Source organism: Paraburkholderia sp. (assembly GCF_026225065.1).
Classification (GTDB): domain Bacteria; phylum Pseudomonadota; class Gammaproteobacteria; order Burkholderiales; family Burkholderiaceae; genus Paraburkholderia.
In genome coordinates this window covers 1-12,662 of record NZ_JAMFSB010000240.1, presented here as the reverse complement: position 1 = coordinate 12,662, position 12,662 = coordinate 1, and the positions used below count along the sequence as shown (strand labels likewise).

The following is a 12,662-nucleotide window of genomic DNA, read 5'->3' as shown; positions in this document are numbered from 1 at the left end:
ATTACGATCGTCTCCGCTCCGCCAACGGACGCCGGCAGCTAACGACCGCTGCGCACCAGGGGAATGGTCGCTCCCAGATGAGTCCGGCAATTATCGAACGGTCGACCACTTGCGTCTGGCTTGATGTCGTGAACTAACATGCCAGAACCATTGTGGATACCTAATATAATTTCGGATAAAATCCTTACCAAAAATTGCACCTTCCTCATCAAAGCAGGCAAGGTTGCGATCTCTTTTCTTTAATATCTTGTCTGCTTATCGCTACCTCATCACCCATCTTCAGAATCTCTGTTTCACCTCGATCTCTGGCGCCGCCACAAGTCCTTATCGCAACGGCGCTTTAGGCCATATCTGTCGCATCAATTCATAGCACGAAGGCGATCGCGAGTCTGTATTCGTGCTTCGAATCTGGTTAACCCGCACCTTCCGATCGTGATAGGTTTTCGATATCTTCGCGTCCTAACAAAATCATGATTCGTGTTCGATTGAATCGACTACGGAAAAGTATTTCGGGGATGCGTATGTTAGCTGCGGGACTCATCGACATCACGGCGTTCATCGACGCTCGCAGGAAGCCGGCACATCAATGGCGAGTCCTCGAGACCGTCGTCGCCTACCTGCGCGATAGCCTTTTTTCTTCACGCTAAGAGATCTTCACCGGCCCGCCTCCTGAGACGATTCGCGATCCGCTTTGTCACCCAGAAAGTGACCTTTCACCGGCTTTCCCCAAGAAAGATAAAGAAATATTTTATTCGATCTGTAGTACTAAGAGCACGCAAGGAGATCTTCAAGCATGAAAAAGAAACAGACAACGTTGGCCATCCTCGCCGCTGCCTGCGCGACGACGGCGGCACACGCGCAGAGCAGCGTCACGCTGTTCGGCATGGTCGATACCGGTGTTACCTACGTCAGCAACGAATCCGGCAAGCGAAACGTCAAGATGGACGACGGCGTCAACGGACCGAATCTTTGGGGTTTCCGCGGCGTTGAGGACCTCGGCGGCGGTACCAAGGCCATCTTCGAGCTGGTCGACCAGTTCCAGATCGACAGCGGCGCGTTCATGCCGAATTCGAGCCTGTTTAGCCGGACTTCGTTTGTCGGGCTGGTGAACGACAAGTTCGGTAAGGTCACCGTCGGGAACCAGTACGACTTCATGACTGACTCGCTGTTTTCTGCAGGCGATGATCCGGCGGAACTCTCGGGGCATTTTTACGACTTCCGCGCGGGCCCTTTCACGAAGCTCGACTTACCTAGCAATGCGACCGGTGCGTTCGACTGGGACCGCATGGCCGGCGAACGCGTAACGAATTCGGTCAAGTATGTCTCACCGGTTTTTGAAGGTTTCAGCGCCGGTGCGATGTACGGTTTTGGCGGCGTGGCAGGGTCGATCGGCGCGGGCAATTCCACGAGCTTCGCGCTCAACTATGCTGCCGGATCGTTCGGTGCCAACGCGGCTTATACCGACATCAAGTACTACACAGCGGGATCGCCGCAGGTCAGTGTGCGTAACTGGGGATTGGGCACGCACTACCGTTTCGGTGGCTGGGTGACAAACGCGTTGTTCACGACGGTCCACAACTCCGCCAATGGTGGCGCGGTGTACGAAGGCTCATTCGGCCTGCACTATAACTTCACACCCGCTTTGAGCGCAGGGGCCTCGTACATGTACATGAAAGGCAATGAAACCGTCGACAATAGCCACGCTCACCAGATCGCGGGCATCGTCGACTATGCGCTCTCCAAGCGCACGGACGTGTACCTGCTTGGCGTCTATCAACGGGCCAATTCGGGAGCGGATGCGCAAATCAACGGCATGAACGATTCAGGCGATGAATCGGACAGCCCGAGTCAGGCCGTTGTCCGCATCGGCCTGCACACACACTTCTAAGCTCGGGGCTTACCGGGAATGATGACCGCGGTCGCGCTGATGCGATCGCGGCCGTTGTCACTGGAGGTTTGTCGTCTACTACCTTCGACGAAACCTCCTCGTAGAAGTCTTTATTGGGTAACAGACTGTGCAATGCGATACTGACATCAACCGATCAACTCGATTCATGTCGCATACTAAGACACATGCCACTTACCATTTTCGGCACCAGCCGCTCGCGCGCGCTCCGCGTTCTCTGGATGGCAAGCGAGCTTGGTCTCGCGTTTAAACATGATCCGCTCGACTGGCGAGACTGTCGGCAGAGCGCACAGTATCGCCTGATCAACCCAGCCGGCACCATTCCCTCGATCTCGGACGATGGGCTCGTCCTCGCGGAATCGCTTGCCATCAACCTGTATCTCGCACAGAGGGCCGGCATGCTTTGGCCCGAAGGCATCAAAGACCAGGCGTTAGTCTCCCAATGGACGCTTTGGGTTGCGACTGTGATCGAGTCCGCTTATACGCAGTGGGCGTCTCACACCTATTGGCTGCCCGAGGCCGCACGCGATGCCTCACTGGCTGCATCATCCGCTGCCGAAATGCAAGCTCCGCTGGACCGTCTGGAATTGGCGCTCGTGGGATCCGAATGGCTCGTCGGAGCCGCGTTCTCGGTAGCTGATCTGAACGTCGCCAGCGTCATCAGCATGGTGCGGCGTTTCGAACGAGAGAAGCGGCCGCACCTTATGAACTGGCTAGACCGCTGCTGCGCCCGTCCGGCATTTCAACAGGCCGTCAAGCTGCCTTAGGCTTAAGCTCGCTCGACTGACTTATCCAGCCGATCCGCTCAACAAAATCACCAAAGGGTAGTTTTCTTCAATACGCATCCCCCGTCCCCCGATACCTTTGAGCCTTCAGACCGAATGTATCAAGGGGACCCATGAGCATCTTTCTTTCCATGGCAGCGTTCGCACTCGCTGCATCAATTTCACCTGGGCCGGTCAATATCGTCGCTCTCAGCACCAGCGCCCACTATGGACTGGCAGCAAGCATGCGGCATGTGACCGGCGCGACGGTCGGCTTTACGCTGCTGCTCTTGCTGATAGGCTTGGGGCTTCGTGACGTGCTCGATCATTGGCCGTGGCTGACAAAAATCATCCAATGGGCGGGCGTGGCGTTTCTATTCTTCATGGCGTATAAGCTGGCCATCGACGATGGGAAGATGGGTGCCGACCGGCCCAAGGCAGCCCGAGGGCCGTCCGCGATGTCTGGCGCCGCAATGCAATGGCTCAATCCGAAAGCATGGCTAGCCTCCATTGCGAGCATGGGCGCCTATGCGGCCAACGGAGACCGGGCATTGATCTGGCAGTTCACCGCGCTTTACTTCGTGATCTGCTATGCATCCATCGCTTGCTGGGCCTACGCGGGGTCGTTTCTGCGGCAGCATCTGCGCGACCCTGCCCGGGTACGGCTATTCAATCGCATCATGGCGCTACTACTGGTCGCTAGCGCCATCTACCTGCTCGTAGCCTGAAAAGCATGGGCGACGCGCGCCGCGCTCAACCTCTGTACTGACCCGGGGTAGCCGCAACGAATTTCCTGAACGCCCGCTGCAGATGGGCTTGATCGGCAAAGCCAGCTTCAACGGCCACCTCGGCGATCGCGCGCCCGCGTTTGAGTTGTGTGCGGCTATATTCGATGCGGCAATTGACCAGGTACGCGTGAGGCGTCATGCCGTAGCGTTCCTTGAACGCTCGAATCAGATAGGAAGCAGAGAGGTCCGCCGCTGCGCAAATTTCATCCAGACGCAGCGATTGAACGCAATTCTCCCTGATGTATTGGGCCGCGCGCGCGAGTTTGAGGTTGACGCTACCTGTCGAAACCGGCGCAGGAGTCAGCGCGCGATACAGCTCGGAAAAGAAATCGATGGCGGCGCTATGCTTTTGCAAAATATCCGAATCTTCATCGGTTAGCGCTGCATACAAACCGTTCAATCCGCCATAGAGACCCGCCTGCGTGGTCAGCGTAGATGAAAATGGACGGAACTCGGCGCTCTGACCAACACCGAGGTCGCACTGAAGCTTGCCCAGCCATACAGCATCTACATAAAGCATGCGGTAAGACCAGGGTTGATCGCCGTCTGGATTGCACGCGTGGACGACTTCCGGGTTGATGACCACCACCGACCCCGGCCCGGCACGCTCCACCACCTTGCCATTCAGATAAGTGCTGCGGCCGCCTGTAACTGCGCCAATCGAAAACGTTTCGTGAGAATGTTTGCCATAGCACACCTTGCGCCCGTCTTCGACCGAACGCGCTTCGATAAACGGCAGCGCTTCATCGCGCCAGAAGGTCTGGACCGTAGGCTCCTTCATCGGTGAGTTCGGACTGCTTTTCATGATCAGCGTTTGTTTAAACCTGGTATGCGGCGCGGCAAGGCGCGATCCGTCCAGCATGCCACAGAGCGCCACGTTACGTCAGGCCGGAACCCTGCCAAGAAAATCGAGCATCACGTCGTTGAACTGTCCGGGCCTTTGCAGCGGTGCAAAATGGCTTACGCCCGGTATCACGATCAACTCGGCCCGCGGAATACTGCGAGCCAGGTACTCCGCATGCTCTGCCTTGATGAATTCATCATGCTCGCTTTGCACGATGACGACTGGCACTTGAATCTTCGCCAGGTCGCTTGCGGAGTAATTTGGCTGGGTTTTCATCATTTCGCCGACGGCGCCCACAAAGGCCTCGAACTGATCCGGCGTGGCCGACAATTGAGCATAGTCCGCAGCATGGCGTCCGAAGCACCGCTCGATGACCGGCGTCATAACGAATTCCTTCGTGCCGCTGGGGTCCATGTTGCAGCCAAAGAAGAAAACGCCAGCAACACGCTCAGGGGCTTTGGCGCCGAGGATCAACGCAGTACACGCGCCGTCGCTCCAGCCCACTATGGCGGCTTTTTCCAGTTGCAGGACGTCCATGACGGCAAGCACGTCGGACGCCATCAACTCATAGGAATAGGGACGCGCATCACGCGTACTGCGGCCATGACCACGACTGTCGATCAACACGGCGCGATATCCCGAGTCAACCAGCGCAGGCACCTGCCAGGCCCAGTTACCGCTATGGCCCAGGCCACCATGCAGCAGAATCACCGGCGTGCCGGTCCCGTAGGTCGAGTACGCGATTCGCGCATCGTCATGGTCCACAAATCCTTGATCGCTTGCCGCAGGCAGCCGAGGTGTGCCATGGGCAGCAAAATTTTCGAGTTCGTCGTCGTACGATTCCATGGCGCTTTTACCTGTATAGGCGTAACTGATGGAAGAATAACCGACGAACAGCAACATCGCACCCAGCCAATCGCGCGGAAATACGACTCGCTGAATCCCGCGGATGGAACTGAACAAGTTAACACCGATCCAAAGAAGTTAACACCCCAGTGTGATATTTAACAACATTCCCCTGGCGCGCGGACGCGGTTCCTGGCAAGCTATGTAAACCGGCCGCCGTTCCGAGGCTTTTCTCCTGGCGTACCGTCAATTAAAGTGGTGTAATTAACACCATCTGCAGGTTGCCTGGGACTGCCACACTATTTGCTTCCATTTGTAAACCAAGACAAGCGCGCTAACCATCGCGTCATCACGCAATACCTGATTTCGAACGTAGAGAACCTGACCAGAATACGACGCCCCTGAGTAACGTCCCTGCGCCATGCCCCTGCGGTCAATCATCCTGTTTAATTTGAAGTTCGATTTAAAGAGTGGAGGTTTATTATGTCGACCCATGCGCACTCACGTGAAGCAAATGCTGCCGAACGATTCGTTCGTGCAACCAGGCAAGTAGATATTGCCTTTCGCGTGGTCAGAGGTGAAGACGTGCCGCAGAACCGGCACATCGAGCACTCCCTGGCGCTTCGCCAGCTCGAGCAGGCACTGGACGAACTCGCAGAGGCTCAGGATTTCTTCGACTCGGCGGTGGTCAAGATCGTCACGCAACCGAAGCGGACCAATTGATACTGTCCCGCTCGCTTTCGTTTCCTGGCTTATCAGAAACCATGTCTACGACGATTGAACGACTTGATGGCGAAGCGCGCGAACGTCTGATCCGCTGGATTCGCCATCGCATGGAAGAATTCGGCATTACGCTGCCGGCGCTCGCGGAGTCTCTCGAATCCGACCAGAAAAGCGAACAGGCGGTGGCCTACCGGGACGCCTGGGGGAATACCTGGAACGGTAGCGGCGATCTGCCGGAATGGCTGCAGCGGGCCGTAGCGGCCGGCCAAAGCATCGAACACTTCCGCTGCAGCTAGAACGCCTGGATCACACCGCCGGATTTAGTGCTTCGTCAGTTCGGCGTCAATGGCCGCCAGCAGACGCGGGTCGTCAGCTGTGACGTCAGGGGCAAAGCGCCCCACTACGTCGCCGTTGCGGTTGATCAGAAACTTTTCGAAATTCCACAGCACGTCTGCCTGATTCTCGGGATTCACGCCGTAGCCTTTCAGCTTTTCCCGAAACGGGCCGTCACCGGTCGCAACCGGCTGCTTTTCGGTCAGCGCGGCGTAGAGCGGGTGCTGGTCATCGCCAAGCACGGAGATCTTCGAGAAGAGCGGGAAGTGCACGTCATACTGCGTGGAGCAGAATGAGGCGATCTCATCATTGCTGCCGGGCTCCTGGCCTTTGAAGTTGTTAGCCGGAAAGCCCAACACTTCGAGACCGTTGGCGCGCTTCGCCTGATACAGACTTTCCAGTCCGCTGTACTGCGGCGTGAGACCACATTTGGAAGCGACATTGACGACGAGCAAGACTTTGCCACGGTAGTCGGCGAGGCTGCCGTCCTGACCGTCGATCGCTTTCAGGGGAATGTCGTGTAACGCAAGTGCCATAAATCCTCCATTGCCGCCCGGTGGGTAAAAAATAACGTGGGCGAAACAGAAGACTAACGGAGTTCTGCGTTTGCTGCCGGCGGTGCCTATCCGGGTGTTTGCCACCCCAGGCCAAGACTCTTTTGCAAGGCCACGTAATCCTTGATTAACTGCGCTTCGCTCTGAATGCGGTTCTGCTCCGCCGAATAACGGGTTCGCTCGGTATCGAGCCAGTCAAGCGCCGTGGTCGTGCCCGCGCGATAGCGCTGTTCGGTCAACACCGCGGCGTGCGTAGCGGAGTCTTCCACCTCGCGAAGGCTCACGGCATTGTCGCGCTCGTGGCCGTAGCGCGAGAGCGCCACGTCTGCATCCTTCAGTGCGCCCAGCACCGTGCTCTCGTATTTCGCCTCGGCCTCGTCGCGCCCGGCCTTCGCCTGGTCGACGCTCGCCTTGACGCGGCCAAAATCGAATGCATTCCATTGCAGGTAAGGCGCGGCGACCCACGTGTAACTGCTCTTGCGAAACAGATGACCGGGTTCGGACGCGCTAAAGCTCAGGTCGCCGAATAGCGTGACCTTCGGAAACCAGTCCGCTTCGTGCTCGCCGATCTGCGCATTCTGCGAGGCAAGCCGCCGCTCGGCCGCACGGATGTCGGGACGCTGACGCAACAGACGCCCTGGGTCGCCCACCGCCACCGTCGCCGGCAACGTGGGAAGCGGCTTCTGCGCCGACAGTTCAGCATCCAGCGCACCGGGCTCGCGGCCCGTGAGCACGGCCAGCTCGTCGAGCGACTCGGCCACCTGGGCGTCGAGCGGGATGATGCTCGCCTGGGTATTTTCGACCTGCGAGCGGATCCGTTCCACATCGAGATCCGAGGCCACACCGCGCGCACGACGCTGTTCGGTCAGCGTCAGAACGCGCGTTTCAAGCTCGGCGGATTCGTGCGCAATGCTCATGCGCTGCTGCTCGTCGCGCAAGCCGACATACGCCTGCGCGACCTCGGCTGCGAGCTGCACATGCGCATCGGCGAGATCGGCCTGCGAGGCGTCCGCCTCCGCTGACGCCGCTTCGATCGCCCGCCGCATACCGCCGAAAAGGTCGATCTCCCAGCTGGCGTCGAAGCCCGCGAGATAAAAACTGATCGGTCCGCTACTGCTCGAGCTCGAGGACGAACTCTGCCCGCCTTCGAGCGACGACAGATCAGGGGTGGGCGTGCGCAAATACGCTGCGCTACCCTGAACCTTGGGCAATTCGTTGCGTTGCTGCGCTGAGAGACCGGCGCGCGCCTCGCGTACGCGGGCCTCGGCGGCATGCAGATCGGGACTGTTTTTGAGCGCCGTATCGATCAATGCGTTCAGTTGCGCGTCATCGAGCGCGAGCCACCATTGCGCGGCCACGGGCGCCGTCGACACGGTGCCCTGCGGCGCCCGGTTGAACGAGGTCGCCTGCGCGGCGACCGGTGCGGCCTGCGGCGCGCCGTGGTAGTCCGGCCCCACCGTGCAGCCGGCCAGCGCCAGCGCAGCCGCCACAGGAAGCGGGCCGAAACAGAGAGCAGAGTTGAGTGACTTCATATTGTTTTTAGTGTCCTGCCGACGGCGCGCCGGCAGCCGGCTTCTTCAGAAAGAATGCGAGGGGAATGCACAGCAGAAGTGCCACGCCGAGTACGTAGAAGGTTTCGGAATAGGTAATGACCACTGCCTGCACCTGCATCTGCACGGTAAGCTGGCCGATTGCCTGAAGCTTCGCGTAGGCCATGTCGCCGCTCTGCGCAAAGAAACTGGCAGCGCTAGCCGTGAGGTGGTCCTGCCCGATCAGCGAATTCGCGCTTAAAGAATCGCGGATCACATCTTCGTGGAACGTGTTGCGGCGGTCGATGAAGGTACCCAGCAATGCGAGTCCGACCGAACCGCCCAGGTTACGCGCCATGTTGTAAAGGCCTGCAGCGTCACCGGCTTCCTCGCGCGGCACGGCCGCCATCGACGCCTGGTTGAGCGGCATCATCGCCAGCACCTGGCCCACGCCGCGCAGCAGTTGCGACCAAGTGAAGTCATGGCCGACGCTTTGTGCGGTGAGCGAAATGTCGAGCATGCAGCTCGCGGCAAAGCAGCAGAGCCCGGCGATCACCATCAGTCGCGTATCGACGCGGCCCATCAGACGAGGTAGCACCGGCATCAGCAGAAACGCGGGCACGCCGGAGATCAGCATCACCCCGCCCGACTGCTCAGCGTTGTAGCCCGATACGTTGCTCAGGAACTGCGGCAGCAGATACGACACGCAGTAAAGACCCGCGCCCACCGTGAACACGATGAAAATGACGCTCGCGTAGCGCGTATTCTTCAGCAACGTCAGCCGCACGATGGGCTTCTTCGCCACGACCTGCGCCACCACCAGCAGCAAGATGCCCACCACTGACACAATGCTCAGCCAGACGATCATCGACGATTCGAACCAGCGCTCGCGCTGCCCTTCCTCGAGCACGACGGTCAGCGAACTGAGCCCCGCGGCCAGCCCAACAATGCCGAGCCAATCGGCCTTGATGAACTGCGACCAGTCGGTGCGAGCGGTCTTAAGCCCCAGAAACAGCAGCACAACCAGTGCGCCGCCCACCGGAACGTTGACGAAGAAGCACCAGCTCCAGTCGATATTCTCCGCAAGCCAGCCGCCCACCACTGGACCGAGCAACGGCCCTAGCAGCACGATCAAGCCGAACATGGTCATGCCGATCGGCATCTGATGACGCGGCAGACGCGTCGCCACAATCGTCTGCGCGGTCGGAATCATCGCGCCACCCACAAAGCCCTGGCCGATCCGGCCCGCGATCATCTGCGGCAGGCTGTGCGAAATGCCGCACATGACCGAGAACAGCGTGAAGAGTGTCGCGGTACCAAGCAGAAAATTTCGCAGTCCGAACACGCGCGTGAGCCACGCGGCAAGCGGGATCATCACGATTTCAGACATCAGGTAGCCGGTCGAAATCCACGTGCCTTCCGTGCCGGTCGCGCCGATTTGCCCTTGAATCTGTGGCAGCGCCGAATTCGTGATCGAAATGTCGAGCGTCGCCATCAACGCACCGAGCGCGCCGGCTGCCACGGCGATCCAGTCAGAAGCGGTGGCATTGGGCGGATGCGCCGGTTGCGCGGAAGACGGAGCCCCGGTCGCAGTTGCTGCGCTGCCCGGCACGCTTGCCGGAGTGCTGGAGTTAGCCACGCCCGTTTTCCCGTTCCATGCGCTCGGCGGTATCGCGGGCGCCGCGCGTGTCCACGTCCACGTTCACCGAGAGACCCGGCAGCAACACCTTGCGCGTTTCAGGACCGGCCGCGATGTGGATCTTCACCGGCACACGCTGCACGATCTTCGTGAAGTTGCCGGTTGCGTTCTGCGCGGGCAGCAACGCGAACTGCGAACCTGTCCCGGGCGAGAAGCTATCCACAGTGCCGTGCAGGTCTTCGCCGGGTAACGCGTCGACCCGGATCGTCGCCGGCTGGCCAACCCGCATCAGGCCGATCTGCGTTTCCTTGAAATTGGCCGTCAGATACACGTCCTGCACCGGCACGATGGTCATCAGACGCGTGCCGGGCTGCACATACTGGCCGATGCGCACCGTGCGGTCGCCGACGCGGCCGGCGATCGTGCTGCGTAGCACGGTGTCCTGCTCGTCGAGTTGCGACTGTTGCGTGGAAGCGACGGCCGCGTCAAGTTGCGCATGGGCCTGCTGGATCTGCGCCTGCAGATTAGCGACCTGGCGCTCGGCGACTTGCAGCGCTGCGGCGTCCGCGGCGCGCGTGGCGGTAGCCTGGCGAGCCGTGTTGCGCAGATCGGCCACGCGTTCTTCGGTCTCCGCTCCCGTCGCGGCAAGCGGTTCGTAGCGCTTGACCTGGGCGAGCGCGTGCGCCTCGTTCGACACCGCGCCGTCGAGCTGCGCCCGCGCCTCGCCGATGCTCGCCTGTTGCTGCATCAGCTCGGCCTCGCCACGCACGATGTCGGCGCGGCGCGCGGCCACGGTGGCGTTCGACTGTTCCAGCGCCGCTTCGTACTGGCGGCTGTCGAGCCGCACGAGCGGCTGTCCGACCGCGACGGTCTGGTTGTCGCCAACCAACACTTCGGCCACGTACCCCGACACCTTAGGTGCAACAGTCATACTATCGGCTTGCAGGTAGGCGTCGTCCGTGCCCTGGATAAAGCGTCCCACCGTCCACCAGCGCGCGCCCCAGACGGCCGCGGCGATCAGGGCGATCAGCCCGGCCGCCATGAGCAGCCGGCGTGTGGGGGAGCGGCGAGTGGATGCCGCTCCAGCTTCGTTGACGGGAAGGGTGGCCGACATGACAGCTCCAAATTTTTTCCAATTGATATAATTATTCCAGTTGGCACATTTCTGTCAATTGATATATTTTTGCTTCACTTACAAAAGCTTCTGAGGATCCAACGGATGTCCCCTGCCCCGAGACATCGCCATGCAATCGATGGCGGCTACCAGCGCGGCGAAGAAACCCGCGCGCGCATCGTCGACGCGGCGCTTGCCCTGTTCGGCGAACATGGCTTCGACGGCGCCTCGACGCGCGACATCGCCGAGCGCGCGGGTGTCAACGCACCAGCGATCGGCTATTACTTCGACAATAAGGAAGGGGTCTACCTGGCGTGCATCGAGCACATCGTCTCGCGGGTCTGGGCACACATCCTCGAACCCGTCGAGTCGGCCGAGACCGCGTTGGAGAACAATGTCGACGACGACAGGCTGATCGAGGCGTTCTGCGCGATCCAGGCGAGCCTTGCCCAGTTCATGTTCACCTCGGCCGAATCCGACGACTGGCGCATGTTCATGGCGCGCGAGCAAGCCGGTCACGGTCCGTCATCGGGATTCGAGCTGATCGACAAGAAGATCAGTTGCCGCCTGACCAATCTCAGCGCGACGATCGTCGGACGCTTGCTCGGACGCCCAGCAGACGATGAAGAAACGCTGATTCGCACGCTGACGCTCAACGGACCGGTCGTCGCGTTTCACATCCACGGCCGCAAGTCGCTGAGAGTGCTGGGGTGGGACGCCGTCGACGCAACCAGGCTGGCGACACTGATGCGCATCATCAAGGAGCAGACGGTCACACTCATGCGAAGCATGATCGCATTGAGAGACAGGCAAGCTTCAGATACGCCGAAGGTGGGCAGCGTCAAAGCGATCAATAGTAAACGCGTCCAGCGGTAACGACGGAACTCCGTCCAGCACCAGCTCTGAAACCAGCTTGCCGCAACCGGGGCCAAGCTGAAAACCGCTGCCGCAATATCCGAACGAGTAAGTCAGATTCGACGCCTTGCGGCTCGGTGAAATCACCGGCAACGAATCCTCGGTAAAAGCTTCCACCCCGGCCCACGCGCGATTGATGCCGAGGTGATGCAGATGCGGAAACAGGTCGATCACGGTATGCGCGCTTCTCACGAGACGCGCGAAGTCCACTTCGCCATGACGTCCCGGCAAATCGGCGATCCCGATCAGCTTGCCGCCAATCACGACCGTACCATTGTCAAACTGCTTGAACGACAGGGGTCGGCCCGTCGCGCCCAGCGTCGCACGGCAGAATGGCGCGACGCGATGCGTCACCATCAGCATTAGTCCTTCCGGATGCACCGGCACTGGTTCGCCCACTTGCCGCGCAAACTCACCTGACCACGCCCCCGCTGTGATCACCAGATGTTCCGCTGAAAAGACGCCTGCGGGTGTCTGTGCGTACCAGCGCGTGCCGCGCTGCTCGATCCGCTTAACCGAAGTGCCTTCATGAAAGGTCGCTCCACGTGCCTGCGCTGCGTGGCGAAACGCCATGGTCGCGCGGTACGGCAACGCATAACCGTCGCGCTCGACCCAGATCGCGCCGGTCACATGTGGCGCGAGCGCGGGTTCCAGTTCGTGGACGGTCGCGCGGTCGATGATCTTCTCATGAGTAAAGCCCTGCGCCT

The 12,662-nt window shown here is 60.1% G+C and carries 13 protein-coding genes; 6 read left to right on the top strand and 7 right to left on the bottom strand.

Annotated elements, in window-relative coordinates; all coding sequences use genetic code 11:
- The first annotated feature begins 793 nt into the window (after positions 1–793).
- The 3 genes from M0954_RS17630 to M0954_RS17620 all read left to right on the top strand — a co-directional run bounded on the left by M0954_RS17630 (position 794) and on the right by M0954_RS17620 (position 3,398).
- Positions 794–1,888 carry a porin gene (locus M0954_RS17630; protein ID WP_297354587.1) on the top strand — a complete coding sequence of 365 codons (1,095 nt, stop codon included), beginning with the start codon at positions 794–796 and terminating at the stop codon, positions 1,886–1,888.
- Positions 1,889–2,073: 185 nt separating this feature from the next.
- A complete protein-coding gene (locus M0954_RS17625) occupies positions 2,074–2,673 on the top strand; it encodes a glutathione S-transferase family protein (protein ID WP_297354585.1) in 600 nt (199 codons plus the stop codon).
- 131 nt (positions 2,674–2,804) lie between these two features.
- Entirely contained in the window at positions 2,805–3,398 is a 594-nt protein-coding gene (locus M0954_RS17620) for a LysE family translocator (RefSeq protein WP_123388289.1), read from the top strand.
- Positions 3,399–3,423: 25 nt separating this feature from the next.
- On the opposite strand, the gene M0954_RS17615 is transcribed toward M0954_RS17620, so the two are convergent.
- Positions 3,424–4,239: an AraC family transcriptional regulator gene (locus M0954_RS17615; RefSeq protein WP_297354583.1), complete on the bottom strand. Its 816-nt coding sequence runs from the start codon at positions 4,237–4,239 to the stop codon at positions 3,424–3,426.
- 102 nt (positions 4,240–4,341) lie between these two features.
- Positions 4,342–5,148, bottom strand: coding sequence for an alpha/beta hydrolase (locus M0954_RS17610; protein WP_297354592.1), 807 nt, complete (start codon positions 5,146–5,148; stop codon positions 4,342–4,344).
- 483 nt (positions 5,149–5,631) lie between these two features.
- Here M0954_RS17610 and M0954_RS17605 point away from each other — a divergent pair, with 483 nt between their 5' ends.
- Both M0954_RS17605 and M0954_RS17600 read left to right on the top strand, forming a co-directional pair.
- Positions 5,632–5,871 (top strand): hypothetical protein, encoded by a 240-nt coding sequence (locus M0954_RS17605; RefSeq protein WP_122158069.1) that lies wholly within the window; start codon positions 5,632–5,634, stop codon positions 5,869–5,871.
- Positions 5,872–5,912: 41 nt separating this feature from the next.
- The gene (locus M0954_RS17600; RefSeq protein WP_122158068.1) at positions 5,913–6,167 is read left to right on the top strand and encodes an H-NS family nucleoid-associated regulatory protein; all 255 of its coding nucleotides are present in this window, start codon (positions 5,913–5,915) and stop codon (positions 6,165–6,167) included.
- Between the two features lie 24 nt (positions 6,168–6,191).
- Here the strand turns inward: M0954_RS17600 and M0954_RS17595 are convergent, their stop codons facing one another.
- The 4 genes from M0954_RS17595 to M0954_RS17580 form a co-directional block, all read right to left on the bottom strand.
- Positions 6,192–6,740 carry a glutathione peroxidase gene (locus tag M0954_RS17595; RefSeq protein WP_297354581.1) on the bottom strand — a complete coding sequence of 183 codons (549 nt, stop codon included), beginning with the start codon at positions 6,738–6,740 and terminating at the stop codon, positions 6,192–6,194.
- An 86-nt stretch (positions 6,741–6,826) separates the two neighbouring features.
- Positions 6,827–8,290 carry an efflux transporter outer membrane subunit gene (locus M0954_RS17590; protein WP_297354579.1) on the bottom strand — a complete coding sequence of 488 codons (1,464 nt, stop codon included), beginning with the start codon at positions 8,288–8,290 and terminating at the stop codon, positions 6,827–6,829.
- Positions 8,291–8,297: 7 nt separating this feature from the next.
- Positions 8,298–9,809 carry an MDR family MFS transporter gene (locus M0954_RS17585; RefSeq protein WP_297354590.1) on the bottom strand — a complete coding sequence of 504 codons (1,512 nt, stop codon included), beginning with the start codon at positions 9,807–9,809 and terminating at the stop codon, positions 8,298–8,300.
- Positions 9,810–9,918: 109 nt separating this feature from the next.
- Positions 9,919–11,040, bottom strand: a complete 1,122-nt coding sequence (locus M0954_RS17580) for an HlyD family secretion protein (protein ID WP_122158065.1) — start codon at positions 11,038–11,040, stop codon at positions 9,919–9,921.
- A 105-nt stretch (positions 11,041–11,145) separates the two neighbouring features.
- On the opposite strand from M0954_RS17580, the gene M0954_RS17575 reads away from it, so the two are divergent.
- The gene (locus tag M0954_RS17575) at positions 11,146–11,916 is read left to right on the top strand and encodes a CerR family C-terminal domain-containing protein (protein ID WP_123388292.1); all 771 of its coding nucleotides are present in this window, start codon (positions 11,146–11,148) and stop codon (positions 11,914–11,916) included.
- Here the strand turns inward: M0954_RS17575 and M0954_RS17570 are convergent.
- The coding region (locus M0954_RS17570; protein WP_297354577.1) for an FAD-binding oxidoreductase at positions 11,857–12,662 on the bottom strand (806 nt) is incomplete at its 5' end. The genes M0954_RS17575 and M0954_RS17570 overlap by 60 nt on opposite strands.